This is a genomic window from Streptosporangium sp. NPDC005286 (genome assembly GCF_040607515.1).
In the GTDB taxonomy this organism is placed as follows: domain Bacteria; phylum Actinomycetota; class Actinomycetes; order Streptosporangiales; family Streptosporangiaceae; genus Streptosporangium.
The window spans coordinates 1-25,641 of sequence record NZ_JBEXGU010000035.1 but is presented as its reverse complement, the minus strand read 5'-3'; the positions used below and the strand labels follow the sequence as shown (position 1 = coordinate 25,641).

Genomic DNA, 25,641 nt, shown 5'->3' with positions numbered 1-25,641 from the left:
GGCCTCCCCCAACAGGAGATCACAATGCCCCTCACCAAAACCCGCCTGCGGGCCCGTCAGTCGGTCGCCGTCCTGGCCCTCGCCGCCCTCGGTGCGGCGGGCTGCGCCGGTGGCCCCGGTGAACCGGCCGCCGCGAACGGCGGTGTCGAGGCCGTCTACAACGACGCGGCCCGGACCGGAGACGTCTCCGCCCTCCGCCCCATGGCGGACTTCTGCGGCACCAAGCCGGTGAAGGTCGCCCTGGCCGACGGCACCGGTGACAACGCCTTCCGCAAGACGGCTCGCGCCGAGTTCGAGGACGAGGCGAGCAAGTGTCCCAACATCACCGTGCTGCCGTACGCCGACGGCCAGAACAACCCGCAGAAGGCGATCAGCGACGTCAAGGCCCTGGTCGCCCAGGGTGTGGAGGCCCTGGTGGTCTTCCCCGACGCCGGCGAGGCGCTGCTGCCCACCCTGCGTGAGGCGTACAAGGCGGGCGTGCAGGTGGTGCCGTGGACGGCCAACCCCGGCGGCAAGCCGGGCACGGACTACACGACGTTCGTCGGCCACAACACGGTCAACGACGGCGTGACCTGGACCCGCTGGATGTGCGAGGCGCTCGGCACCAAGGGCGGCAACGTGGTCTTTCTCGGCGGTACGCCGGGCAACACCCAGAGCCTCACCGAGCTGGTCGGCATCGAGAAGGAGCTCAAGGAGAACGCCGGCTGCTCGGCCGTCAAGCTGCTGAACGACCCGGGCAAGCCGATCGACACCAACTGGAACCCCGCCCAGATGCAGAAGGTCGTGTCCGGACTGCTCACCAAGTACCCGACCATCGACGGTGTGATCACCGACTCCGGTGACGCCTCCCTCGGTGGCATCCGCGCCTTCCTGCAGGCCGGCCGGCCGCTGCCGCTGTGGACCGCCAACGACCTCAACGGCTTCGCCTGCGCCTGGAAGGACAACTCGGGCAAGCAGCCGAACTTCCAGACCGTGACCGTGTCCTCGCGTACCTGGATCATCCGTCTCGCGCTGCGCAAGGCCGTCGCCGCGCACCAGGGGATCAAGAACGACGAGCCGGAGATCATCAACATCCCGATCTTCGAGAACACGCTCGACAAGTCGAAGCTCCCCAAGTGCGACCCCTCCCTTCCCGCCAGCGCGATCCTGTCCTCCGAGCTCACGCCGGAGCAGCTCAAGCAGGCCTACAGCTGATCACTTGTCGTCTTCCGCCGGGCGCGCGCCCGGCGGAACGCACTGAGCCGGAGTAAGGAGTGATCCTTCGCATGGTCGAATCGACCGCTGGACTGGTTCTCCGTGGAGTGACCAAACGCTTCCCCGGCGTGGTCGCGCTCGACGGGGTCGATTTCCAGGCGCACCCGGGCGAGGTACACGCCCTGGTCGGCGGGAACGGCGCCGGAAAGTCCACGCTCATGGCGGTGGCCTCCGGTGCGCTGGCGCCCGACGCGGGCACCGTCGAGATCTCGGGCTCGCCGATGCGGCAGTCGTCCCCGATCGCCGCCCGGGAGCAGGGCCTGGCCATCGCCTTCCAGCATCCGGCGCTTCTCCCCGATCTCACGGTCACCGAGAACCTCCTGCTGAGCGTGCCGAAACGGCTCCGCCCGTCCTTCCGCGACGCCCAGGACTGGGCCAGGGAAAAGCTGCTGCCCATGGGGGTGGACATCGACCCGGCCGCCGCGGCCGGCCGGTTGACCCTCGCCGAGAAGCAGGCCGTCGAGATCTGCGGAGCCCTCGCCTGCGAGCCCGGCGTCCTGATCCTCGACGAGCCCACCGAACCGTTCATGGTGGCCGAGATCGAGAGGCTGTTCGAGCAGATCAGGAAGCTCGCCGCCGACGGGATGGCGGTGGTCTACATCAGCCACCGGCTGCCCGACGTGATGGCCCTGTCCGACCGTCTCACCGTGCTGCGCGACGGGCAGATCCGCGGCACCTTCCTCGCCTCGGAGGTGACCGAGGAGGAGATCGTCACCCGCATCGCGGGACGGGAGATCGACGCGCTGTTCCCGCCGCGCCCCTCCTCGGTCGGCGACGTCGTGATGGAGGTCCGTGACCTGCGCTCGGACCGGCTCCGCGGGATCACCACCACGCTGGCCCGCAACGAGGTCCTCGGCCTCGCCGGGGTGGAGGGCAACGGGCAGCGCGAGTTCATCCGCGCGCTGGGCGGAGCCGACCCGGTCACCGGTGGCGCCGTCACCGTCGACGGCCGGACCGTCGAACTCGGCAGCCCCCGCCGGACCCGGCGGGCCGGGGTGGTGCTCATGCCCCAGGAACGGCACGTCGAGGGCGTCGCCACCGTACTGTCGGTCAAGGAGAACCTGGGCGTCGCCGCCACCGGCAGGACCGCGGTCGCCGGAGTGGTACGGGGCTCGGCGGAGAACGCGATCGTGGCCGAGGAGATCAGGAAACTCGGCATCAAGGTGGCCTCACCCGACTCCGCCGTCGACCACCTGTCCGGCGGCAACCAGCAGAAGGTGGTACTCGGCCGGTCGCTGCTCTCCGCGCCCAAAGTGCTGCTCTGCGACGAGCCCACCCAGGGCATCGACGTCGGCGTCCGCTCCGACATCTACCACCGGCTCCGCTCCACCGCCGACTCCGGGACACCGGTGGTGGTGCTCAGCTCCGACAACGTCGAGCTCGCCGGGCTCTGCGACCGGGTGCTGGTCTTCTCCCGGGGGGAGGTCGTCCGCGAGCTGATCGGGGACCAGATCTCCGAGCACGCCATCACCGAGGCGTCCCTCACCGCCGCGACCTCGGCGCGGAGCGCCGAGACCACCGAGCGGGCCCGGGGCACCGGCCTGCTCGGCGGGTTCCGCAGGCTGCTCTCCAGCGAGCAGGCGCCCAGCGCGTTCCTCGCCGTCGCGATCGTGCTGCTGGCCGCGGTGAGCGCGACCCGGAGCGACCGCTTCCTGTCCGAGTTCAACATCGCCAGCATGCTGGGGCTGCTGGCCCCCGTGCTCTTCCTCGCCGCGGGCCAGCTCATCGTCATGCTCACCGGAGGCATCGACCTGTCGGTCGGCCCGCTGAGCGGGACCCTCGTGGTCATCGCGTCGTTCTACGTCCTCGACGGGTACGGCGCCGGATGGTGGGCCCTGGGCTTCCTGCTGATGGTCCTCGCGGCGACCGGCGTGGGACTGACCAACGGCATGCTGGTGAGATTCGCCCGGGTGACCCCGGTGGTCGCGACGCTGGTGACCTACACCGCGCTCCAGGGACTCTCCCTGGTCATGCGGGACTCGCCCGGAGGATCGATCTCCACCTCCGTCACCGAGGCGCTCGGCGCGCGCATCGGCCCCATCCCGTACGCGGTGATCGTCGGCGCCGGTGTCCTCGTCGCGCTGGAGGTGATGTCCAGGCGCTCCATGACGGGGCTCCGGCTGCGCGGGGCCGGCTCGTCCGAGCAGGCGGCGCGAAAGCGCGGCATCCCGGTGGCCCGCGTCCACCTCGTGGTCTACCTGGCCAGCGCGCTGTTCACCGTGGTCGGCGCCCTGCTGCTGATGGCGCAGATCGGCGTGGGCGACCCGACCGCCGGCGTCAGCTACACGATGGCCGGCATCACCGCGGTCGTGCTCGGCGGGGCCTCGATCTTCGGCGGCCGGGGCAGCTTCGTCGGCGTCCTGTTCGGCGTCATCCTCCTGCAGGTCATCCAGAACGCCACGGTCTTCCTCGGCCTCTCCCAGTCGTGGCAGTACTGGATGCTCGGCCTGATGGCCCTGGCGGCGACGGCCGTCTACTCCCAGGCCCGCACGGCGCGGGCCTAGGCATCGTCGTCGGAGGTTCGGATGCCGCACTCCGGGAGCGGGCATCGTCCGTGGGCGTTCCTCAACGGATCGCGGGGGGTGCTCCTCTCAGGGTTCGAGCACAGCGGATTCGAACACGGAGGAGAGGCTCGGCCAGCGTTCCGCCGCGCAGAGCACGGGAGGCCGGTCGACGGGGGCGGGCAGCGTCACCTCCCGCGAGCCGCCGAGGACCGTGCCGGTCCAGACGTCGACCCACTCCCCCTCAGGGAGGTACACCGATATTTCCGAAATATCCGGTGCGGTGACCGGGGCGACGAGCAGCGCGTCCCCGAGCTTGTACTGCAGCGGGAAGTCCCACACCCGCGGGTCGCGGGAGTGGTCGAAGAAGAGCCCGCGCATTAGCGGCGCGGCCCCGCCGACCGCCTCGCGAGCCTGCTCGGCGAGGTACGGCACGAGCCTCTCGCGGATCTCGACCAGCCGCCTGAACACCGGCACGACCCGCTCGTCGCCGGTCTGGGCGGCGATGTTCCACGGCGTGCGGTCCCTGCTGGGCGTGCGGTGGTGGTTGAACTCCGAGTGATACTGCATGATCGGCATGAACGCCGCCGCCCCGGCCGCCCTGAGGTAGAGCTCCGCGCTCGGCACCTCACCGGAGAAGCCGGCCAGGTCCCACCCCCAGTAGACGATCCCGCAGGCGGACGCGGTGATCCCGGCCCTGATCGAGGAGCGGAAGGCCTCCCAGGTGGAGTCCTCGTCCCCCGCCCAGAACGCGCCGTGGGGCTGCGACCCGGCGAACCCGGCCCGGCTGAACGTCACCGGAGCCCTGCCGTGCCGGCGCAGCAGATCGCCGAAGGCACGGGCGTAGTGCACGGGGAACAGGCCGTTGCCGTCCGCGCCGCGCCGCCCGTCGGCGTAGCGCAGGTCGTGCCCCCAGGCGTGCTCGCCGCCGTCGGTCTTGAAACCGTCGATCCCGACCTCCTCGACCAGGTAGGCGCGCTTGGCCGTCCACCAGTCGCGCACCTCCTGCGACGACAGGTCGGGCATCAGCGCGAGCGGGAACCACCAGCCGCGGTTGCGGTACGGCCTGCCGTCGGCCTCCCGCACGCCGTACCCGCGCTCGACCAGCTGCCTGGCGTCGACGGCGGCCTGGTGCCTCGGGTGCGGGCGCGTCTTCTGCAGCGGGATCTGCCAGAGCAGCACCTTGACGTCACGTTCGTGGAGCTCGTCCACCATGCCCTTGGGGTCCGGCCACGGCCCGTCGGCCGGGAAGGTGTAGTCGGCGAGCCGGTGCGGTTCCTCCGACGGCTCGTACTCGGCACCCCTGAACGCGGTGAACGTGCTCTCGTCGCTCCACGCCTCGATCACCACGGCGCCGACGGGGATGCCGTGCTCGCGGTGCCGGTCCAGCTCGGCCAGCACGCGCTGCTGGGTGTTCCACTCGTTGCCGCTGGCCCAGAGCCGGAACACCCAGGAGGGCAGCTCGCTGGGCCGCCCGACATCGTCGAGGAAGGCGTGCAGCACGTCACCGGGGGTCACCCGGGGCGCGCCGTCGGGGGTCGGACCGGAAGCCGTCGCCAGGGACGCGCTGTCGTAGACGCGCAGGGCCGGCTCGGCGTCGGGCCCGACCTCGGCCTCGACCCGGAGCCGGCCGGGCGTGCTCGCGCCCACGTCGTACCAGGTGCGCCGGGATGTCTCGACGTGCAGCCCCCAGCTCTCCTCGCCGCCCACCACCAGGGCGAACGGCATCGGCAGGTACGTGCGGCCGTGCGCGCCCTGCGTCTTGTACTGCTCGAACACCACCGCGTCGAGCTCGCGTCCGCGCTGGTCCACGGCGTCGAAGCGCTCGCCGAAGCCCACCACGTGCTCGCCCTCGGCCAGGGCCAGCTCGAACCGGACCCGCCGCACGTCTTCGCCGTCGCCCAGCCATCGGACGCTGCCGGGTACGACCCGGTCGCTTCCGCGCACGTGGAGCACCCCGCCGGTCTCCGACCAGGTCGCCGCCGTCACCTCGAACCACTTGCCGCGCCGGCTTCCTCCGCCGTCCAGCGCCGCCACGAACCGGTAGGAGTAGTGATGCCCGCTGCGCAGCACGGGTGTCGTCACCACCCACGACCCGGACGCCGCTCGCGCGGCCCGGGCCTGCGCGGCGGCCAGATGCCCTCCGTCGACGGCCGTGCCCCCGCCGCTCGGGGCCGGGGCGGCGGAGGGAACGCCCGGTCGCGCGGTCGAGCCGTCCGCGCGGCTGAGCGGGAGCTCGACCCGAGTGGTGTGGTCCACCAGCCACTCGCAGACCACCGCCGTCACCTTCGCCGACGCGCGCACCCGCAGCTCCACCGTCTCGCCGTCGAGCGGCAGAGCCGGCACGCGCTGGTCCTCGGTCGTGGCGTACGGATGCCCGGACCCGTACGGACGATGCCGGATCATGCCCGCACCCCCAGCTCGTCGGCGAGAATCAGGTACATCCCGTGCGACCACAGCAGGGGCGTGGCGACCGTGCCCCACCGAGCCACCCACTCGTCATGTCGTTCGGGAGCCAGCAGCACGTCCGACACCTGCTCGGGCAGATCGCCCTCGGAGGTCGCCTGGGCCGCCATCCAGTCGAGGTACCGGGTGGCCTCGGCCGTCCGGCCCGCCCGCGCGTGGTTCCAGCCGAGGAACCCGGCGAGCAGCACCCACCGGCCGCCGCCGTAGAAGGTGTCGGCGAGGTACCGGAACACGCCGCCGTCCCTGGCCAGTTGCCGCTCCACCTCGGCCACCGTCGCGGCGCCCACCGGGTGATCGGCCGGGTAGAGCCCGAACGGCTCGACGCAGGCCAGCAGGCTCGCGTCCACCGCGTCGGTGCCCAGCCACTTCGTCAGGTGGCCCTCGACGACGCCTTCGGCCGCGACCAGCGCGGCGATGCCCGCCACGGCCTCGGCGGCGGCCTCCGCCTCGGGGCCGCTGAGGACACCGAGGGCCAGGGCCGCCCGCAGGCCGGCGTGGACTGAACCGAGCGTCGCCACGTGCCGCTGCTCGACGTGCTCCTCCCACCAGTCGTAGCAGGGCAGCTGCCAGAACGCCGTCAGGTACCTGACCGCGGTCCTGACGCCCTTCTCGACACCGGGAACCGCCCTGCCGTGCCGGCGGGAGTGCTCGCGCAGCGCCCACAGCCAGGCGCCGTAACCGTCGAGCTGGAAGTCCCACCATTCGTCATCGCCGTCGACGCCGTCCAGGGTGAACCTGGTGGGCAGCATCTCCGCCGGCGAGACGCGCTCGCCGCGGGCCGCGCGGGCGACGAGCGCGTCGACCTGGCCGGCGCGGTCGCCGAGCACTCCGGCACTCCAGGCGTGGAAGGCGTCCGCCCCGGCCACGTCGCCGTGCCGGCTCACCCCCTCGGCGATGAACGCGCCGTCACGCAGCCACGAGTAGCCGCGATAGGCGGAGAAGGTGGGCGACGCCGGGTACGCGCCGGTGTGGGACTGGAACCTCTTGATCACGTCGAGGCTGTGCGACACGAGGGTCACGAGAACGTATCTCCTGGAAGTAGGGAAACTAGCCGAGCAGGGCGTCGACCGCTGCGGCGGCGGCCTTGAGCGCGTCGGGCACCGGCTTGCGGCCGGCCGCGGCCTCGCTCAGTTCCTTGGTCACGGCGTCCTGCATCTCCTGCTGGCGCTTGATGACCGGCGGCAGCGCGATCGACTTGAGCGCGTCGAACACGGCCTGGCGGTTGGCCGGCTTCGGGTCCTTGAGGTAGCCCGACAGCACCGCCTGGTCGGAGACGGGCGGCAGCTCCCACGACGACTCGATGCGGGTGGTGGCCGCGGTGCCCGAGGATGACAGGAAGCGGGCCCAGGCCCAGGCCTCCTTGCCGTGCTTGGTGGTGGAGGACGCGGCGACGGCGTTGTGGAAGACCGCGCTGGCCCGGGTGGCGTCACCGGGCTCGACGACCACGTCCCACTCGAACGGCACGTCCTTCAGCCCGGCGAACTGCCAGATGCCGTTGTGCCACATCGCGAGCTTGCCGGACTTGAAGAGGTTGGTGTCGTAGTCGGCGGTGCCGCCGATCTCGGCCTCGGTCGGCATGGTCTTGCCCACCTTGGACACCAGCCACTGCGCCGCCTTGACGCCCTGCGGGCTGTTGAAGGCCGACTTCTTGCCGTCGGCCGTCAGGAACTCGCCGCCCGCCTGCTTGAGCGTCTTGTAGAACTCGAAGAACTGCACCGGCTGGAAGTCGCCGAACACGCCCTTCTTCTTGTCGGTCAGCTTCGCCGCCGCGGCCTGCTCCTCGGCCCAGGTCCAGTCCGCGGTCGGGACGTCCACCCCGGCCTTCTCGAACAGGTCCTTGTTGTAGAAGAGCACGACCGTGGAGAAGGAGGCGGGCAGCGCGTACTGCTTGCCGTCGCGCTTGAAGGCGTTCAGCGACTCCTGCGCGTACACCGACGGGTCGCCGTCGCCCGCGACCGAGCCGAGGTCGAGCAGCGAACCGGCGCTGGCGTAGGTGACGAAGTTCTCGTAGTTGAGCTCGAAGGTGTCGGGCGCGGTGCCGCCCGCGATGCTGGTCTGGAGCTTGGTGAAGTACTCGTCGTAGGGCGCGGTCTCCACGACCACGTCGATCTTCGGGTTCTCCCGCTCGAACGCGGCGACGATCTTGTCGAGGTCCTTCACGTGGTCCGGCGCCGCCGAGAAGGTGAAGTAGCGCAGCGTCGTCTTGCCGTCCTCACCCGACGAGGTCCTCGTCGCCGAGCCCTGCGAGCATCCGGAGGCGAGCAACGCGGCCGTCAGCACGGCGGCCATCTGGAACTTCCTGGTGTGCATGGGGGGATTCCTTTACTTGAGCCCGGACTGAGCGACGCTGGCGATGACGTGCTTCTGCGCGAAGACGTACAGGATGAGAATGGGGACGACGCTGATCACCGAACCGGCCATCACCACGTCCCACTCGGTGGTGAACTGGCCGTGCAGCGTGGCCAGCCCCAGCGGGAGCGTCATGAACTCGGGCGACTTGATGATGATCAGTGGCCAGAGGTAGCTGTTCCAACTGGCCATGAACCCGAAGATGGCGAAGGTCGCCAGGGCGGGCCTGATCAGCGGCAGCACGACATACACAAAAATCCGGAAATGCCCGGCGCCGTCCAGCACGGCCGCCTCGTCGAACTCCTTCGGCACCTGGTTGATCGCCTGCCGGAGCAGGAACACCCCGAACGCCGAGGCGATGGTCGGCGCGAGCAGCGCGAAGTAGGTGTCGACCAGGTTGAACGTGCGCATCTCGATGAACAGGGGCACGACCAGCACCGGCAGCGGCATCATCAGCGTCGCCAGGTAGACCGCGAACAGCGCGCCCCTGCCGGGGAACGGCAGCCTGGCGAACGCGTAGGCCGCCATCGCGCTGGTGACGAGTTGCAACGCGGTCGAGGCGGCCCCGATCCAGGCGCTGTTGGCCACGATCCGCCAGAACGGCAGGGTCTCCAGGAGCTTGCCGTACGCGTCCAGGCTCGCGTTGTCGGGGGTGAAGTCGGGCGGCACGGCCAGCACCGCGTCGCTCGGCGTGATCGAGGTGATCACGGCCCACGCGAACGGGAACAGCATCACCAGCGCGCCCAGCCACACCAGCAGGTAGCGGATCGCCTTACCCATAGGTCACCCACCGCTTCTGGCCCCGGATCTGGACGATGGTCACCAGCAGCACGACGGCGAACAGCAGCCACGACAGCGCCGAGGCCGCGCCCGCCCTGCCGTACCGGAAGGTGAGGTCGTAGATCTGCGACACGACGACCTGCGTCGCGCCGGCCGGCCCGCCACCCGTCATGATCTTCACCTGGTCGAACACCTGGAAGCCGTTGATCAGCGAGATCACGATGACGAAGAACGTCGAGGGGGAGAGCAGCGGCAGCGTGATGTGCCGGAACCGGCGCAACGCGGTGGCGCCGTCGACCATGGCGGCCTCCTGGTACTCCTTCGGGATCGCCTGCAGGCCCGCCAGCAGGATGATCATCACGAAGCCGAGGTCCTTCCAGGCCGAGGCGAGGATGACCGACGGCATCGCCCAGCCTGGATCGGTCCACCAGCCGGGCCCGCTGATCCCGAAAAGGCCCAGTGCCCAGTTCACGATCCCGCTGGCGGGGTTGAGCAGCCACTTCCACATCAGCGCGACGACGACCCAGCTGGTGATGACCGGCAGGAAGTACACGCCGCGCAGCAGGCTCCGCCCGGCCATCGCCCGGTTCAGCAGCACGGCCAGCCCGAGCCCGCCCAGGTACACCAGCGGCAGGTAGCCGGCGATGAAGTACAGGGTGTGCAGGAAGGCCGCCCTGGTCTGGGGGTCCCCGATCAGCTCGGCGTAGTTGCCGAGGCCCACCCAGCGCATCTCGGTGATGAGGTCCCATTCGTGGAGGCTCGTCCAGAACGACCAGATCATCGGGATCAGCGTGTAAAGGAGCAGCGGGACGAGGCTGGGCAGCAGGAACACCGCCACGGTGGCCGCGTACCGCAGCCGCCGTCTCGGCGCCCGCCGCACGTGCGCGGGCCCGGCCTCCGGCCGGGCCGCGATGAGGGTCATGCGATCGCTCCCTTACTCGTACGGCGGGCGCTCACCAGGCCGCCCTCGATGAGGCGGGCCCTGACCAGGCGGCCCTGTTCCCCGGCGGCTCCGGCGGCGTCGAACGGCGTGGCCAGCACCAGCGCGGCGGCGCCCTGGGCCCAGCTGGTGTCGTCCCAGCTCTCCACCTCGATCGAGATGTCGCGCCGCCCGGGATACAGCTGCGCCCGCACGGCCCGGTCGAACCCGGCCTGCCAGAGCGGCCAGTCGGCCGTCCCCTCGCCGAGCAGGACGACGACCTCGGGGTCCACCACGTTGATCAGCCCGGCGGTGGCCCGGCCGAGGATCGCCCCGGCCTCGGCGAACACGGCCAGTGCCGCCCGGTCCCCGCCCGCCGCGGCCCGCCCCAGAGCGGCCACGGCACCGAGGGGGTCCGTCTCGTCCTGCCGGCCGCCGTCGCGCTTGGCGCGGGCCGCCGCGAGGAGCCCCGCGGAGCCGACGAAGGCTTCGAGGCACCCCCGGGCGCCGCACCCGCACACCGGCCCCGAGGGATCGACGGGGAGGTGACCGAACTCGCCGGCCCCGCCCCTGGCACCCCGGTACACCCGGCCGTCGGCCACGATCGCCGCGCCGACGCCCCGGCCGATCGTCAGCACCAGGAAGTCGCGGTGCGTCCGGCCCCTGCCGTACAGCCGCTCGGCCGCGGCCAGCGCGTTCACGTCGTTCTCGACCAGCACCGGCAGGTTGAGGCGGCGGCGCAGCCGCTCGCCGACCGGCATGGCCTGCCAACCCAGGGTGGGCGCGTTGACCGTGCCCACCGCCTGGTCGTCCACGCTCCCCGGGACGCCCACACCGATGCCCAGCAGGGGCGGTGCCTGCCCGGCCGCCGGAGCCGCCGACATCACCGACTCGACCGCGTCGGCCAGGTCGCCGAGCGCGTCGAGCGAGGCGGGGTCGAACGGACGCTCCCAGGAGCCGAGCACCTCACCGTCGAGCCTGACGTCCACCAGCACCAGGTGGTCGGCCGTCACCTTCACGCCAAGCGCCCTGCCCGCGCTGCCCACCAGGCCGAGCCGCTGGGCGGGCCGGCCGCCGCGCGACGGCTTGAGGTCGAGTTCCTCCAGCATGCCGTGGCCCATGAGCTCGCGCGTCAGCTGCGTGACGCTCGCCGGGCTGAGGTCGAGCTCCCGAGCTATCTCGGTACGGCTAAGCGGGCCGACCGTGCCGAGGAGGGCGAGGATCGCCGTCCTGGTGAGGTCGCCGCGGTCAGTGCCTGCCATGAGGGACTTTCTATAGAGGTAAAGTTAGTGGTGAAAATATGACCGCCCGAAACGTCGCTGTCAAGCCCCCGAAACACGCGAAAGGCCCCGGCCCGCGAGTGCGGGCCGGGGCCTGGGGCAGGTGGTCAGGGCCCCTTCAGGCCGATGGGCGGTTCGGGCACGGCCAGCCCCAGCGCGGCCGCCATGTCGATCGTTCTGCGAGGGGTCGAGCACCGCCTGGCCAGGCCGGCCTGGTCGAGCCGGCCGTTACGGGCCTGGAACAGGTACTGCGCGGCGGGATGCCGTCGCAGCTCGTTCGTGGTGAGCCCGTCGGCGACGCGATGCGCCGCGGCCACCAGGGCGGGAAACAACGACCGCAGATCCGCGGCCCACTTCTCGACCGTCTCCAGCCAGCCGCGCGCGGCGGCGTCGGGCGTCGAGGAGAATCGCACGATCGCCTCAGCCAGCTCTGACCAGGTGAAGTCATGCCAGGGCTTGGTCTTCAGGACGGGCAACTGCCACTGGCGCTTGGCGATCGACCAGTGATCCGCGTGCGCCTCCACCGAGTGGACCGTGAATCCCGGCACGCACAGCGCGGTCAGGTTCCAGCCGTGACAGGCACCGGTGTCCAGGCCGAAGATCCTGCCGTCGCGGATCATCGGCTCACGCCCGGTCACATGATGGCCGAATACGACCGGCTTGACGTCGGTGTAGTGGTCGTGCCAGTGGCCGTCCGGGAACAGCGCGGTGAGCTCTCGTTGGCCGCTGGTCGAGCCGCAGAGGATTTCCTCTTTCTGGTCGGCCGGCGGAATTCCGGGCAGCATCGCGGCGTGGACGACCCGGACATGCTCGTTCTCGAAGTAGTACGGCAGCGTCCGCATCCAGTGGACCGTCTCGGCGTAGCGGTCGCCCAGCTGCAAGCGCGTGATCTCCTGCGCGTAGGAGAAGATCCCGCGCACGTGCTTCCTCTCGTGGTTGCCCATGACCACGACCGAGTTCGGACGCTCGCGGAAAAGCCTGACCACCTCACCGGGCGCCGGGCCGCGGTCGACCAGATCGCCGACGCTGACCAGCAGGTCGTCCGGGCGGAGGTCGACTTTCTCCAGCAGTTCGAGCAGTTCGTCGAAGCAGCCGTGGATGTCACCGACGATGATGGTACGTCGCACCCCGGCGAGCCTAGGCGGGCAGCGGTTCGGCGTGCAAAGGATTATCCACCGCGTGCGACTCTCAAGCACTCCCATGGGCGGGCAAGACCTCCCGGACATATTGCCGCAATGACGGCAACGTCGGCTTCGCTGCGGAGCTCGGCGGCCTCACCCTCGACCCCTTGCGCTCTCGGGTATCCGGTCAAGAGGCGAAACTCCGTATTCGTTTACGCACCGTCGCGCTCTATGATCCTTACTCGGCAGAGTGCGTCACCTGGGCCGCCGTTCACCTTGAGTGGATCGGTCGGCCCGATGAGCTGATCCCACGGGAGAATCCAGCAATAGATCGCCATTTCTTTTATTTCGAGGGATTCGTTAATTTGATAGCTCGCCCGGTGCGGCGAAGGGGGCACGCGTGACGGCTGACGGTCTTGAGGCGCTACTCGCCGGCCGGTACGAGCTGCTGGGAGAGATCGGCACCGGAGGAATGGGCACGGTGTGGAGAGCCCGCTCGGTGGCCACCGGCGAGCCGGTGGCGGTGAAGGCTCTCCACAAGAACCTCAGCTCCGACGACGGTTTGGTGCTGCGGTTCGTGCAGGAGCGCAATGTGCTGCGCGCGCTGCACCATTCCCACATTGTCACGATGCGCGACTTTGTAATGGGGGGCGACCAGCTCGCCCTGGTGATGGATCTCGTCGACGGCAAGGATCTACGGGCGCTGCTGCGTGAGCGTGGCTCATTACCTCCCGCCGAGGCCGTACGCCTGATCGGCCAGATCGCCGACGCACTGACGCACGCCCACGCCCACGGCGTGGTTCACCGTGACGTCAAACCGGAGAACGTCCTGATCGATGCCGCCGGACAGGCACGGCTGACCGACTTCGGCGTGGCGCGTCTCGCGCACGGCCCCGGTCTGACCCAGACCAGCTTGATCCTCGGTACCCCTTCCTACCTGGCGCCCGAAGTCGCCGATGGGCAACCTGCCACCCCTGCCGTGGACGTCTACGCGACAGGCCTGGTGCTGTACGAGCTGCTGGCCGGACGTCCGCCCTTCGTCGGCGACCATCCGATGGCCGTGTTGCGCCAGCACGCGATCTCGGCCCCACGCAGGCTGGCCGGGATGCCCGATGCCGTCTGGTCGATGATCACCGCCTGTGTCGCGAAAGACCCGGCGCAGCGGCCCTCCATCGATCACGTGGCCGCGACCGCACACGCCCTGGTGCCGGCCCTGGCCGGCTTACCCGCGCTTCCCCCGATCAGCCGGACGGCCGACCCCGCGATCACCCGCGAACCCCTGGCCCCCGATATGGCCCCCGATATGGCCGCCACCTCGCCTCGTCCCCGTCCCGAGTCACGATCACGGCTCAGGCGGCGCCTGATCGGCGCGGCGGCGGTCACGACCGCGCTGACCGCCTCAGCCGCCGTGGCCCTGGTCGTGAACTCCGCCGGCGAGGCCGGTCTCACCGCGCCGGCAGAGCGTTCCACGACCGCGGCCGCCCTGGCTCCCCCCATGACGGCCCGGAACACACCACCGATCCCGCAAACCGACGCCCCCGCCTCGGAAGAGTCCCCTCTACCCGAGCCCAAGACGGTGCCCAGCACCCCGCCGACCACCGCCACTGAGCCCGCCAAGAAGGACGAGGTCACCGCCAGGCCGTTGCCGAAACCCGCACGGCCGAAGACGGAGGTCGCACCGGAAGCCGAAGGACCGGCCGACACCCCCGCTTCCGAACAGCCGAAACCCCAGTGGCGGTGCAGGTCGTGGCTCTCCGCCGGAGATGGCACCGGCACACAGATGTCACCCTGCATCGCCCTGGTCGGCGACGTCTTCCATCTCCTCGGCCGTATCCGGGGCGCCGCCGATGTGCGCTCGGACATACATGTCCAGCTGTACAACACCGACGCCGATACCAACGTGTCACCGCCCATGATCTGCACCGGTCTGTCACCGGCCGGCGACGGCGCGGTCGCCACCTGCGGCCCGTTCACCGTCACCGCTCAGCGCGTGGGTGCGAAACTCGACGTCCGGCAACGCTGGCGCAGGAGCGGCACCTCCGCCTTCGGCGGGGGCAGCGAAAGCCCCTGGGTGTTCTGGTAGCTCTGGTTCCGGCGGTCGCCCCTGAAAGGTCGTCGCTCGGGTACGTTGAGACCGATGAGTGATCAGCGCGCGGGGATTCACAGCCACCGACCGAGCGGGCGGGCGATGCCCGTACCGCCGGCCCTGCGCACAGGCCGGTGGAGACCGATGGCCGCGGCGCTCGTCAGCCTGGCCGTGGCGACCTCGGGCTGCGCCGCCTCGTCTGGTGCCACCTCGTCTGGTGCCGCCTCGTCGAACGCGCCGAGCCGGACAGCTCCGAGCGAGACGGCTCCAGGTCGGACAGCGGCACAGCCGGCTCCGGAGCAGTCGGCGGTGTCGCAACCCGCCCTGCCCGATCCGAAGGCGGCGATCCCCAAGGACCCCGCGAAACTGGCCCGTTCCCTGACCGGCACCGTCGCGGAGCTTCGGCGCGCCACCGACGACTGGATCCGCGACGGGGACCCCGGCAAGGGGCAGCCCCCCGAGCCGGTGGTGCTGCTGGCCCTGCAGCAGCAGCGCGTCTACCGCTATCTCGCCCGCAACCCGGAGGTCGCCTCCCGCACCTACGCCAGGCTGTCGAAGTCCCTGGCCGCGCAGGCGAAGGACAACGTGACGGCCATCCGGAACCTGCTCTCCCTCGTCCACCCCATCAGCGGGTCGGCGAAGTTCCGCGTCCAGCCGGCCAAGCCCGCCGATGTCCTGCTCGGCCACTTCAAGCACGCCGAGCGCCGGTTCGGCGTCGACTGGGAGATCCTGGCGGCGGTGATGTTCGTCGAGACCAAGTTCGGCCGGGTACGCTCACCGAGCCACACCGGTGCCAAGGGACCCATGCAGTTCATGCCGGGCACCTGGGCCGCCTACGGGATGGGCGGCGACATCCAGGACACCCGCGACGCCCTGCTCGCCGCGGCCAACTACCTGCGTGCCTCGGGAGCACCGCGCGACTACCGGCGAGCGCTGTACGCCTACAACCACTCCTGGGCGTACGTCGACGCGGTGCAGCTGCACGCCCGCCAGATCAAGCGGGACATCAGGAACTACTACGCGTACTACAACTGGCAGGTCTACGTGGTCACCACCGACGGCGACCGCCGCCTCACCGGCCCCTGACCCGGGGGTGCTCACCGGCGTTCTTACGAAGGGGGCCGGCCGTCAAGGTGCTCCGCGGGGAACCCCCGACGCGGGAGTCACCGCCCCGGGAGGTCCTCATCGCATGGCGCCGCCACCGGGCCCGATGGCCGCTAGGGCAGGCCGTCCTTGTCCTCAAGCTTGGTGGTCACCTTGTTCGCGGGCGGAGCCTTGATGGAGCCCCTGCTCCCCCAGCCGGTGAAGCGGGTTCCGAGCAGGACCGACGCGGCTCCGCCGAACTCGATGTGGTCATCCGAGACTGGACGGTCCCTACCGAGCGGCAGCGATGAGTCGAAGGCATTTCCGTACACCAGGTCCCATGGTCTTGGAGCGCTGTGCGCGTCCGGAGCCACGATCGTTGGCAATCATTCGGAGACGACCTCATAGCCGATATCGGCGGCGGCCAGACGGCCGGGCTGCGAACGATCCGGGTCGACCGGGGCACGACCACTCAGCTGACCATGTCGTCATTGACGCCATTCAAGCGACGGAGATCCCGGAGACAACGAGGATCGTACGGACGCCTGGGTGCGGGCCGAAACGGGCCGGGCAGCGAGGCGAATTCCCCGGAAGCAGGAGGACGGCCATGCGCGTCCCGCGGGGAAGGGTCGGCCACACGCGCCCGTGGCCGACGACATCATCGGGTCGTCGCTACAGGTCGGTAGCGATGATCTTTTCGATGTTCCGTTCGGCCAGGGCCGTGATGGTGACGAACGGGTTGACGCTGGTGTTGCCCGGGATCAATGAGCCGTCGATGACGTACAGGCCCGGGTAGGCGGTGAGGCGGCCGTAGTTGTCGGTGGCCTTGTTCAGGACGGCGCCGCCGAGGGGGTGGTAGGTGAGGGTGTCGTTCCAGATCTTGTAGACGCCGAAGAGGTCGGTCCGGTAGATCGTCCCCTCCTTGGAGTTGATCTTGTCGAAGATGGTCTTGGCCATGTCGATCGACGGCTGCTTCCAGGCGAGCTGCCAGTTCAGGTCGACCTTGCCCGTGGCAGCGTTCCAGGAGAACTGGGCCCGGTTCGGGTTCTTGGTGATCGACAGGTACAGCGAGGCGAAGGTCTCGATCCCGGTGGGCAGCGGGGCGACCTCGGCGAACGCGCCGCCGGCGTCCCAGTTGTCGATGCCGGAGCAGGGGATGGTCGACTGGAGACTGCCGGTCGGGTCCCACAGGTGGTTGGCCCGGCCGCACATGACGTTGCCGTTGTCGCCCCAGCCCTTGCCGATCTCGTTGTTCAGGTTGGGCAGCGCGCCGGTGGCCTTCAGCTTGACCAGCAGCTTGCTGGTGCCGACGCTGCCGGCGGCGAAGAACACCCGGTCCGCGGTCACGGTCTTGGTGGTCGTGACACCACCGGTGGTGTTGAGCTGGTCGATGACGACCGTGTAGCCGCCACCGGCCGCCGGGGTGACCGAGGTGACCTGGTGCAGCGCCGAGACGGTGACCCTGCCGGTGGCCTTGGCCTGGGCGATGTAGGTCTTCTGCAGTGACTTCTTGCCGTGGTTGTTGCCGTAGAGGATCTCGCCGGCCAGCGCCGACTTGGTGACGGTTCCGGCCGCCTCCTGCTTCATGTAGTCCCAGTCGTACACGTCGGGCACGAAGACGAACGGGAAGCCGGAGCGCTGGGCGTGCTTGCGGCCGACCCGGGCGTACTGGTAGCAGGCGGTGGAGTCGAACCAGGCCGGGTCGATGCTGCCGACCCCGAGCCCGGCGTTGGCGCGCGGGTAGTAGGTGTTGTACATCTCGTCGGCGTTCACCGACGGCAGGATCGCGGCGAAGTTCTCCCGCTTGGGAGTGACCGCCATACCGCCGTTGACCAGCGAGCCGCCGCCGACGCCGCGGCCCTGGTAGACGGTGATGCCGCCGAACTCCTCGGCATCCAGGATGCCGGTGTAGCGAGAGATGTCCCGGTCGATCGGGAAGCCGAGGAAGAAGTTGAGAGGTGCCTTGGTCCTGGTGCGGAGCCAGTAGGAGCGCTGGTCCGGCGAGGTCGTGTTGCAGAAGATCTTTCCGTCGGAGCCCGGGGTGTCCCAGGCCATGCCCATCTCGATCATGTGCACGTCGACGCCCGCCTGGGCGAGGCGCAGGGCGGCGACGGAGCCGCCGTAGCCGGTGCCGATCACCAGGGCCGGGACATGGGCCCCGGAGGCGATCGGAGCGGCTACGCGTGCGGCTTTTGCCTGGGCTGCGGTGGCGGGAGTCGCGAGGGCCGCGACTCCCAAGATAGAACTGGTTCCAGCGATGAATCCACGGCGTGATATGCCTTCGGAACCTGTCCTACGCGAGGCTTTGTCACTCATGTGATTTTCCTCACTCTTGACGTATTAGAACAAGTTCTACATGTTTCTCGGATGTTAAGCCACCACGTACCAGGAAGTAACTTGTGTCAGATCGAGGGTGACCGGCCGCTGGGCAGCATGCACACGGTGTCCAGGCCCAGCACGTGGTTGAGCCGGCCGAACGCCAGCCAGGAGCCGATGCTCATGCTCAGCTCCACGATCTCCAGCTGGCTGTAGTGCGCGGTCATCCGGGTCCAGAACTCGTCGTCGAGGCCGTGATGGTCCAGGGCGTACCGTTCGGCGTACTCGGCGGCCAGCCGGGTGCGGTCGTCGAAGGCGTCGGTGGTACGCCACTCGGTCACCGCGTCGGCGAACTCCTCCTCGACCTTCCGCCCGTCCCGTTCGGTCCGCCAGTCGAGGCAGAAGACGCACCCGTTGATCTGCGCGATCCGCAGCCGGGCGGCCTCGAACTCGCGGAGTCCGAGGGTCGTGTGGGCGTACACCGCCATCGAGAACTTCGAGGCGGCGACCCCGATGCCGGGGACCATCTCACCCCACACGTAGCCGATCGCGTCCTTGCCCTCGGGAATGTCGATATTCATGGTTCTCTCCTTACGAGTTTGCCGACCGCCGGGCGCAGCGGGACGTCGAGCGCGTCGTAGAGTCCGGGTTCCGCGTCCACCAGCCAGTCGATGGCGCTCACCAGGCGGCCGACCGCGGTGGCGTTCCCGCCCGCCGACCGGTTGCCGCCCTCGTCGGTGGCCTCGACCGTGACCTCGATGCGCGGGCGGCCCTCGATGATGACCCGGTGGGCACCGACGCCGTCGGGCGGCATCGGCCAGTCCGGGGCACAGGAGGCGTGGATGCGGGTGACGTGCTCGATGACGATGCGGGGTTCGCCCTCGACGATGCCCTGCACCTCGAACCGGACCGCGCCCTGGGTGCCGGCCTCGAACTCGCCCATCGTCTTGGTGCTCACCGTGGCGTCGAGCGCGCGCCGGTCCAGGGTCTCGCGGATCTCGTCGAGTTCGACACCCAGCGCCCTGGCCATCAGCCGTACCTGCCCGCCCCAGACCATGGTCGGGACCGTCGGCGCGGTCATCGGCGGTTCGTAGTCCATCGGCTGGCCCATGCCGACCAGGTAGCGGACCGAGTCGGGTTGGTCGTAGGTGGAGTAGTCGAAGATCTCCTGGCAGCGGATCACGTCCACGACGGTGCCGAGCCCGCTGATCAGCAGGGGCAGTACGTCGTTGCCCCAGCCGGGGTCGACACCGGAGACGAAGAGCGAGCCGCCGCCGTCCGCGATGGCGGCCAGCACCGGTTCGCGCAGTTCCGGCGGGGCGCCCCGCTGGTCGTAGAGCGCGTACAGCGAGGGGGTGACGACCACGGCTCCGGCCCGGATCGCCCTGATGATGTCGGCGAGGGCCTCGTCGGGGCGGATGTCGCCGGACGCCGCGTACACCACGGCGTGCGGACGGGTGGCCAGCACCGCGTCGATGTCGTCGGTGGCGGCGATCCCCAGCTCGTGGCCGAGGTCGCCGAGGTCGCCCGCGTCGCGGCCGACCTTGTCGGGGTTGTGGACGAGCACTGCCGCGAGTTTCAGCGCCGGATGGGCCTCGACGGCTCGGATGGCCGCGCGGCCGACGTTGCCGGTGCCCCAGACAATCGTGGAGAGCATGCGCGGAGAGTAGCAAGCGCTTGGTTTGGTGTATAGTGCCGCCGCACCTTCCGGACCGCCACTTTCGCCCCCTGGCCGACAGGCCACCACCTGCCGGGGCTGTTCACCGGGCGAGAACGGCGGTGGATGCCAGGAAAATGCGCCTCCTTTCTGCGCCTCGCCAGGAAAGGCCCTCATCTCCACTTCTATCGGCTAAAAATGACATGGGCCATTTTCGCTTGCTCGGGGATGAGGAGGCATCATGCCGGTGCGGATCGTGGTCGAGGGCCGCACGGCCGCGCGGGACGCCGCCGACCTGGCCGCGGAGATCGGCGCGCAGGCCCAGCTCAGCGGGCTTCCGCCGGGCCACAAAGGGCCTCTGGAGGTCATCACCGCGGTCGTGACGCTCGCCGGGACGGTCGTCGCGCTCGCCGACACCGTGTACGGGTGGGTGGAGCGCATCCGCCGGCGCGACGAATCCGAGCCGCCGCCGCGCGTCATCGTCGTGTTCGACCGGTTGGGTTCCCGCCGCGTACTGGATGACCTGTCCCCGGACGAATTCGATTATCTTCTGGCATCAGAACGGGAAGCAGAACAGGAATCGGGCCGGGACTCAGATCCCGGACCGGACCCGGAGGCCGATTCCGGGTCCGCACCCGGCCCGGGCACGACCGACTGACACCACCATGCCGTGGACGCTGAAGATCGCCCTGAAACATGCCGGGCAGCGCCCCGACCTGGGATACCTGCTGACCCACAATCGCGGCGGCGGCGAGGCGCCGTTCAGCGAACGGCTCGCCTACCTCGACCTGCAGAACGCGCTGCGGCAGGCCGACACCGGCTACTACCTGCACGATCCGGGCGAAGACGCCCTGGAACGGGAGAACAGGCTGCGGACACTCGGCCGTTCCCTGTACAAGCTTCTCGACACCGACCACCTCTACCTGTCGGAGTACCTCAAGCGCCGGCCGAACGACCTCGTGGTGATCCTGCTCGACGTGACGGCCGGACTGGGTCACCTACCGTGGGAGCTGCTGCACGACGGCCGGGACTTCCTCATCGCCCGGCCCAACCCGGTGATCCCGATCCGGTCCGTGGACGTGGAGCCGCGCACCCGCGACCAGGCGCGGCATCCGCTCCGGCTGCTGTTCATGGCGTGCGAACCGATCGACGGCCCCGGTGTCCTGAACTACCAGATGGAAGAGGCGATGATCCGGGACGCGGCGGCCGACGGCGGCGCCCCCTTCTATCTGGAGTACGAGCCGACCGGCAGCCTGAGCGAGTTGGGTCGGCGGCTGGGCTTCTACGACCGCGGCCACTTCGACGTGATCCACCTGACGGGGCACGCGCTGCGCGGCGACGGGCGCGGCCTGTTCCTGACCGAGGACCGCGACGGCCGGACGCACCGCGCGTTCGCCGCCGACCTGCACGAGGTCCTGTGGCAGAGCGAGCCGGGCCTGGTGTTCCTGTCGGGCTGCCAGACCGCCGAAGGCGGCGATCTGGGGGCCGCGCCGTCGCTGGCCGAGGAACTGGCCACCATCTCGGCGCCGATCGTGGTCGGCTGGGGCCGCCCGGTCAACGACCGGGCCGCGAGCGAGGCGACGGCCGCGTTCTACCAGCAGCTCATGCTGGGCCGCAGCCCGGCGATCGCGCTGGCCCGCAGCTACCAGGAGCTGATCAAGGCGGGCCGTGAGCACTGGCACATGCTGCGCATGCACGTGCAGGGCACTGACATGCCGCGCCCGCTGACCGTCGCGGTGGCGCAGATGCCGCTCGACCAGATCTGGATCGGCCGGGAGCATCGCGAGATCGGCGCGTCGGGGCTGGCCCGGGTGTCGCTGGCGGACTTCTTCGGCCGCAGGCGTGAGATCCAGCGGCTGGACCGGATGCTCAACCCGCTGCGCGAGTTCCGGCGGCCGGGCGCCGTCGTGCACGGGGTCGGCGGGGTCGGCAAGACAACGCTGGTGGCCAACGTGCTGGAGCGCATCACCACGACCCAGGAGGGGCGTGGCAACCCGGTCACCTACGTCTCGATCAACGTGCCGTTGACCCGGGAGATCCTGCTTCAGGAGCTGGGAACGATCCCGGAGTTGGGCGGTGTGCTCGGTTCCGCGCCGCCCGGTAGTGACCTGAAGGGGCTGCTGGTCCGTGCGCTGCGCCGGATGTTCCGTCCGGTGATCATCGTGCTGGATGAGTTCGAGCAGCGGAACATCACCGCGGGCGGTCCCGAGGCGGTGCCGGGGCCGGAGGCCGTCCGCGCGCTGTCCGCGCTGATCGACGCGCTGGCGACGGTCCGCGGGCCACACCGGATCGTGATCACCAGCCGGTATCTGCCGAAGTCGCCGGGTGTCGAACTGCTCGACGACCTGGCCCTGGACGTGCTGCCGGAGCACTTCCAGCAAGCGCGGATCGACCGGCTCGCGGTGCAGGGCCAGGTGGACGCGCGGGCCGTGGAACTGGCCCGGCAGATGGCACGTGACAATCCGCGGCTGCTCACCTTCCTGTTCGACGTCGCTCGCGACAGCCCCGAGACCGGCGAGGAACTGCTGCGCCAGCGCTTCCAGCAGCGTCGCAAGGAGTTCTACGACAAGCTGGCCGTCGACGAGCTGATCGGGCGGCGTGATCCGCAGGACGCGGCGCTGCTGCGCGCGGTCGCGCCGTTCCGGATCCCGGTCCCGGCCGAGGTGCTGGCACGGCTCGCGGGCCCGGCGTCCTGGATCGCCGCACCCGCGGTCCCGGATCTGGCCCGGCAGGAGGCGGTCGAACGGGCCGAGCGTCTGGCGGGCTGGCACCTGCTGGAGTACGCCGAGCGTCCCGGCGGCGCCGACTACCGCGTCCCGGCCGTCTTCGAACCGGTGCTCACCGACCCCGACCCGGTCGCCGGTCACGCGCGGTGTGCCGCCGCGCTCGCCGCGCACCTGGGCGCCTTCGACGAGGTCAACGACCCGGACCTGCTCGACCTGCCCGCACTGGCCGAGGTGCAGCGCCTGGCCACGGCGGGGCGCGGTCACCGGCTCGTCGTGCGCGCGGCGGCGACGCGGGCGGCGGTGGCGGCCCGCCGGTTCCGGTACGCCGAGGCGCAGCAGATCTGCCGCCAGGCCATCGACGTCGTCCCGCATCCGCTGCTGTTCGCCCTGCTGGGGAACGCGCAGGCCGACGAGGGCGACGCGCAGGCCGCGCGGCAGTCGTTCGAGGCCGCGCTCGCGGGGGCCGATGGCATCCCCACGCGCGATCGGGCACGCGTACTGTCCACGGTCGGGTTCTGGAGCCAGTTCTACGATCCGCCGAAGACATTCGCGCTGCTGACCGAGGCGCTCGGGCTGGCGAGGGCCTCGGGTGACGCGTTCACGCAGGCCGACTGCCTGCGGCTGATCGCGGGCGGGTGGGCTCAGTACGGCGCCCCGTCCCATCTGCGCCGGGCGGCCGAGCTGTACGAGGAGTCGCTGGAGCTGTTCCGGACGGTGCGCGGCGGGGACCTCGCCCAGACCATCGTCCAGCTCGACCAGGTCGCGTTCATCGCGATGGCCGAGGGGCGATTCGGGGCGGCGCAGCGGATGCTGGACGAGCTGGCCGGACGTTACACCGGGCCCGGGGAGGAACTGCCGCTCTCGGCGATAAGGGTCCGGCTGGCCGGGGCGTATCTGGGCGACAGCGCGTTCGACGCGGCGGAGCGCGAGGCGCGCGCGGCCCTGACGCTCGCCCGGGAGGTCGGCTGGGGGCGCGGCGAGTTCGACGCCCTCTGTCAGCTCGGCGACATCGCCGCCGCCCGGCACAACGCGGCGGGCGTGCAGACCGAGAGCGAACACGTGCTGCGGGCGATCGCGGTCATGGAGGAGGCGCGGACGCTGGCCGAGCGGATCGGCTGGCCCACCCTCATCCGGGTCGCGCTGGGCCGGCTGGCGCAGCATCTCCTGGTCGCCGGGAGGGAGGCCGAGGCCCGCCGGCTGACCGTCGACCTCGACGCGTTGGAGGCGGCCGAGGCGGTCCCGCCGCACGAGCGGGCGGCGCGGCTGGTCACCGAGGCTGAGACGCGTCTCGCGCTGGACGACCACACCGCGGCGAGTGCCGGGGCGCGCCGGGCGCTGACGCTGCTCGTGTCGTCCGACCACGAGATGCTCGAGACGCGGGCCCGGCGGGTGCTGGCGCAGATCATGGACTTCACCGAGGCGCCGGCGGCCGAGCTGGCACCGCAGCTGGACCGGCTGGAGGAGCTGTACGGGCGGATCTCCCCGCGCGAGCTGGCCACCGTGCACCTTTGGCGTGGCCGTATGCATCTGCGGGAGGAGTCCCCGGGCCAGGCCCGGCACGAGCTGGAGCGAGCGGCGGCGGGCTTCGCAGAGGCCGGGAGCCCAGCTGACGAGGCCGCCACCCACGAGCTGTTCAGCGGCCTGTCCGGCATCTCGGACGAGGAGAAGGCACACGCGATACGGCTCGCGGCCCGGCTGCGGTACCAGGTTCCCGACCACAAGGCCGCGGCCGTCGCCCTGCGTGAACTCGCGCCGCTGCTGGCCTACGGGCAGCGTAGGCGCACCTACGAGGCTGTCGTCCTGCTGGCCCAGGCGTCCGGAGCGCGGGACGTCGAGGGCCATGGGCTGAACGGGCTGGCCGACCTGGCATTCGGATTCGAGGAGGTGGAGCTGCGCGCGCGGGCGCGGCAGGCCACGCTGGAGAGCGAACCGCTGCACCTGGCCGTCTCGACGCCGTTGGGCGAGCTGCTCGATCCGGACAACGGCGGCACGATCCTGGACGAGCTGGCGCAGCAGCGGGAGGAACTGCGCCGAGACCACGGCATCGTCCTGCCGTCGGTCCGCATCTACGACACCTCGGATCTGGGCGATGGGCGCTCCTATCGCATCCACCTGTGGGGACAGGAGCGCGTCTCCGGCGAGATCCGCGGCAGGGGAAAGAACCGCAGGGCCAAGGCCGCGGCGGCCCGTGAGGTGATCGCCGACCTGATCCGTATGGCCGTCTCGGAGGCCGACCGGCTGGACGGGCCCGCACCGGCCTTCGCGCCGCGCACGCTCACCGACGAGGAGCGCCACCAGATCGAGGAAGTCCTCGCCGAGGACAACGACCCGAACTGACCCGGACGTCCCGGGCCTTCGGATCTCGCCCGGCATCGCCGCCGACTCGACCGTTCAGGTCATCACGGCCGCCCCGATCTCTTTCACACCCGGTGTCAAACCAGTTCGGGAAGCCGTTTTTCACCCGTTGACGCGGTCGTAGCACGTATGTAACCTTTGGCCAACACTACGCAAGAATCTTGCAAAGAAAAGTTCTTTTTCTCGCGGCTCTTCGCAACTTCAGGAATGCGCTGCGCCCATGCACCTGCCCCCCATCCGTGTGCGGTGAAGGCGCATGCCTTCACGTCTCGGCCCTGTCGTGCTCGACGAGAGATGGAAGAACGCGAATGAGAAAACCGTACGGACCGTTACGGCTGGTGGCGGCCATGCTGGCAAGCACGGTCGCCACCGGTCTGCTCGTCATGGGGTCGGTCGTGCCGGCCTCCGCCGCGGGCGGACCCAACCTGTCGCCGGGCAAGGCGACCCAGGCCAGCAGTTCCACCGCCGAGTACACGGTGTCGGCCATCAACGACGGCAATCAGAACACCTACTGGGAGAGCGCGAACAACAGCTTCCCGCAGTGGGCGCGGATCGACCTCGGCACCGCCACGAGCGTCGACCAGATCGTGCTGAAGGTGCCCGCCCCGGCCGCCTGGCAGACCCGCACCCAGACCCTCTCGGTCCAGGGCAGCGCCGAGGCCACCACCTACAGCACGATCTGGTCGACGCTCGTGGCGGTGCCGAGGTCGATCCGCGCCCACTGCGGGAAGCTGTTGTTCGCGCTCTC

Annotated in this window: 20 protein-coding genes; 8 read left to right on the top strand and 12 right to left on the bottom strand. The window is 70.3% G+C overall.

All coding sequences use genetic code 11. The annotated features are described in order from the left end of the window. The first annotated feature begins 24 nt into the window (after window positions 1-24). Both ABZU75_RS15665 and ABZU75_RS15660 read left to right on the top strand, forming a co-directional pair. A complete protein-coding gene (locus tag ABZU75_RS15665; RefSeq protein ID WP_355554411.1) occupies window positions 25-1,194 on the top strand; it encodes a substrate-binding domain-containing protein in 1,170 nt (389 codons plus the stop codon). A 71-nt stretch (window positions 1,195-1,265) separates the two neighbouring features. Next, a complete protein-coding gene (locus tag ABZU75_RS15660) occupies window positions 1,266-3,758 on the top strand; it encodes an ATP-binding cassette domain-containing protein (RefSeq protein WP_355554409.1) in 2,493 nt (830 codons plus the stop codon). 87 nt (window positions 3,759-3,845) lie between these two features. Here ABZU75_RS15660 and ABZU75_RS15655 read toward each other — a convergent pair whose 3' ends face one another. From ABZU75_RS15655 to ABZU75_RS15625, 7 genes are all read right to left on the bottom strand, one after another. Further along, window positions 3,846-6,161 carry a TIM-barrel domain-containing protein gene (locus ABZU75_RS15655; RefSeq protein WP_355554407.1) on the bottom strand — a complete coding sequence of 772 codons (2,316 nt, stop codon included), beginning with the start codon at window positions 6,159-6,161 and terminating at the stop codon, window positions 3,846-3,848. After that, a complete protein-coding gene (locus ABZU75_RS15650) occupies window positions 6,158-7,240 on the bottom strand; it encodes a glycoside hydrolase family 15 protein (RefSeq protein WP_355554405.1) in 1,083 nt (360 codons plus the stop codon). Before ABZU75_RS15650 ends, ABZU75_RS15655 begins: the two co-directional genes overlap by 4 nt. 28 nt (window positions 7,241-7,268) lie before the next feature. Beyond that, window positions 7,269-8,531: a sugar ABC transporter substrate-binding protein gene (locus ABZU75_RS15645; RefSeq protein WP_355554403.1), complete on the bottom strand. Its 1,263-nt coding sequence runs from the start codon at window positions 8,529-8,531 to the stop codon at window positions 7,269-7,271. A 12-nt stretch (window positions 8,532-8,543) separates the two neighbouring features. After that, window positions 8,544-9,350 (bottom strand): carbohydrate ABC transporter permease, encoded by an 807-nt coding sequence (locus ABZU75_RS15640; protein WP_355554401.1) that lies wholly within the window; start codon window positions 9,348-9,350, stop codon window positions 8,544-8,546. Next, a complete protein-coding gene (locus ABZU75_RS15635; RefSeq protein ID WP_355554399.1) occupies window positions 9,343-10,272 on the bottom strand; it encodes a sugar ABC transporter permease in 930 nt (309 codons plus the stop codon). Before ABZU75_RS15635 ends, ABZU75_RS15640 begins: the two co-directional genes overlap by 8 nt. Continuing rightward, on the bottom strand, window positions 10,269-11,531 hold the full coding sequence (locus ABZU75_RS15630; RefSeq protein ID WP_350953592.1) for an ROK family transcriptional regulator: 1,263 nt from the start codon (window positions 11,529-11,531) through the stop codon (window positions 10,269-10,271). The genes ABZU75_RS15635 and ABZU75_RS15630 overlap by 4 nt, the downstream gene beginning before the upstream one ends. 125 nt (window positions 11,532-11,656) lie before the next feature. Further along, entirely contained in the window at window positions 11,657-12,676 is a 1,020-nt protein-coding gene (locus ABZU75_RS15625) for a metallophosphoesterase family protein (protein ID WP_355554396.1), read from the bottom strand. 394 nt (window positions 12,677-13,070) lie between these two features. Here ABZU75_RS15625 and ABZU75_RS15620 point away from each other — a divergent pair, with 394 nt between their 5' ends. Next, complete coding sequence (locus ABZU75_RS15620) at window positions 13,071-14,753, top strand: protein kinase (RefSeq protein ID WP_355554394.1); 1,683 nt, start codon at window positions 13,071-13,073, stop codon at window positions 14,751-14,753. Window positions 14,754-14,830: 77 nt separating this feature from the next. Here the strand turns inward: ABZU75_RS15620 and ABZU75_RS15615 are convergent, their stop codons facing one another. Next, the gene (locus ABZU75_RS15615; RefSeq protein WP_355554392.1) at window positions 14,831-14,965 is read right to left on the bottom strand and encodes a hypothetical protein; all 135 of its coding nucleotides are present in this window, start codon (window positions 14,963-14,965) and stop codon (window positions 14,831-14,833) included. 100 nt (window positions 14,966-15,065) lie between these two features. On the opposite strand from ABZU75_RS15615, the gene ABZU75_RS15610 reads away from it, so the two are divergent. Beyond that, window positions 15,066-15,842 (top strand): lytic transglycosylase domain-containing protein, encoded by a 777-nt coding sequence (locus ABZU75_RS15610; protein WP_355554390.1) that lies wholly within the window; start codon window positions 15,066-15,068, stop codon window positions 15,840-15,842. A 131-nt stretch (window positions 15,843-15,973) separates the two neighbouring features. On the opposite strand, the gene ABZU75_RS15605 is transcribed toward ABZU75_RS15610, so the two are convergent. After that, a complete protein-coding gene (locus tag ABZU75_RS15605) occupies window positions 15,974-16,171 on the bottom strand; it encodes a hypothetical protein (protein WP_355554388.1) in 198 nt (65 codons plus the stop codon). A gap of 24 nt (window positions 16,172-16,195) precedes the next feature. Here ABZU75_RS15605 and ABZU75_RS15600 point away from each other — a divergent pair, with 24 nt between their 5' ends. Beyond that, window positions 16,196-16,525 (top strand): HAD hydrolase-like protein, encoded by a 330-nt coding sequence (locus ABZU75_RS15600; RefSeq protein ID WP_355554386.1) that lies wholly within the window; start codon window positions 16,196-16,198, stop codon window positions 16,523-16,525. Here ABZU75_RS15600 and ABZU75_RS15595 read toward each other — a convergent pair. The 3 genes from ABZU75_RS15595 to ABZU75_RS15585 form a co-directional block, all read right to left on the bottom strand. Beyond that, window positions 16,512-18,077 (bottom strand): GMC oxidoreductase, encoded by a 1,566-nt coding sequence (locus ABZU75_RS15595; RefSeq protein ID WP_355554384.1) that lies wholly within the window; start codon window positions 18,075-18,077, stop codon window positions 16,512-16,514. The two genes, ABZU75_RS15600 and ABZU75_RS15595, sit on opposite strands and share 14 nt — an antisense overlap. 164 nt (window positions 18,078-18,241) lie before the next feature. Further along, window positions 18,242-18,736 carry a carboxymuconolactone decarboxylase family protein gene (locus ABZU75_RS15590; RefSeq protein ID WP_355554382.1) on the bottom strand — a complete coding sequence of 165 codons (495 nt, stop codon included), beginning with the start codon at window positions 18,734-18,736 and terminating at the stop codon, window positions 18,242-18,244. After that, a complete protein-coding gene (locus ABZU75_RS15585; RefSeq protein ID WP_355554380.1) occupies window positions 18,733-19,812 on the bottom strand; it encodes a dihydrodipicolinate reductase in 1,080 nt (359 codons plus the stop codon). Before ABZU75_RS15585 ends, ABZU75_RS15590 begins: the two co-directional genes overlap by 4 nt. Window positions 19,813-20,053: 241 nt before the next feature. Here ABZU75_RS15585 and ABZU75_RS15580 point away from each other — a divergent pair, with 241 nt between their 5' ends. From ABZU75_RS15580 to ABZU75_RS15570, 3 genes are all read left to right on the top strand, one after another. After that, window positions 20,054-20,470: a hypothetical protein gene (locus ABZU75_RS15580; protein WP_355554378.1), complete on the top strand. Its 417-nt coding sequence runs from the start codon at window positions 20,054-20,056 to the stop codon at window positions 20,468-20,470. Between the two features lie 7 nt (window positions 20,471-20,477). Continuing rightward, window positions 20,478-24,875 (top strand): CHAT domain-containing protein, encoded by a 4,398-nt coding sequence (locus ABZU75_RS15575; RefSeq protein ID WP_355554376.1) that lies wholly within the window; start codon window positions 20,478-20,480, stop codon window positions 24,873-24,875. Between the two features lie 326 nt (window positions 24,876-25,201). Next, the coding region (locus ABZU75_RS15570; protein ID WP_355554374.1) for a discoidin domain-containing protein at window positions 25,202-25,641 on the top strand (440 nt) is incomplete at its 3' end.

Excerpts from the sequence above, each read along its gene's own strand:
- ABZU75_RS15665 (WP_355554411.1), top strand. The coding sequence starts at position 25 with ATGCCCCTCACCAAAACCCGCCTGCGGGCCCGTCAGTCGGTCGCCGTC.
- ABZU75_RS15660 (WP_355554409.1), top strand. The coding sequence starts at position 1,266 with ATGGTCGAATCGACCGCTGGACTGGTTCTCCGTGGAGTGACCAAACGC.
- ABZU75_RS15655 (WP_355554407.1), bottom strand. The coding sequence starts at position 6,161 with ATGATCCGGCATCGTCCGTACGGGTCCGGGCATCCGTACGCCACGACC.
- ABZU75_RS15645 (WP_355554403.1), bottom strand. The coding sequence starts at position 8,531 with ATGCACACCAGGAAGTTCCAGATGGCCGCCGTGCTGACGGCCGCGTTG.
- ABZU75_RS15640 (WP_355554401.1), bottom strand. The coding sequence starts at position 9,350 with ATGGGTAAGGCGATCCGCTACCTGCTGGTGTGGCTGGGCGCGCTGGTG.
- ABZU75_RS15635 (WP_355554399.1), bottom strand. The coding sequence starts at position 10,272 with ATGACCCTCATCGCGGCCCGGCCGGAGGCCGGGCCCGCGCACGTGCGG.
- ABZU75_RS15630 (WP_350953592.1), bottom strand. The coding sequence starts at position 11,531 with ATGGCAGGCACTGACCGCGGCGACCTCACCAGGACGGCGATCCTCGCC.
- ABZU75_RS15590 (WP_355554382.1), bottom strand. The coding sequence starts at position 18,736 with ATGAATATCGACATTCCCGAGGGCAAGGACGCGATCGGCTACGTGTGG.
- ABZU75_RS15585 (WP_355554380.1), bottom strand. The coding sequence starts at position 19,812 with ATGCTCTCCACGATTGTCTGGGGCACCGGCAACGTCGGCCGCGCGGCC.
- ABZU75_RS15580 (WP_355554378.1), top strand. The coding sequence starts at position 20,054 with ATGCCGGTGCGGATCGTGGTCGAGGGCCGCACGGCCGCGCGGGACGCC.
- ABZU75_RS15575 (WP_355554376.1), top strand. The coding sequence starts at position 20,478 with ATGCCGTGGACGCTGAAGATCGCCCTGAAACATGCCGGGCAGCGCCCC.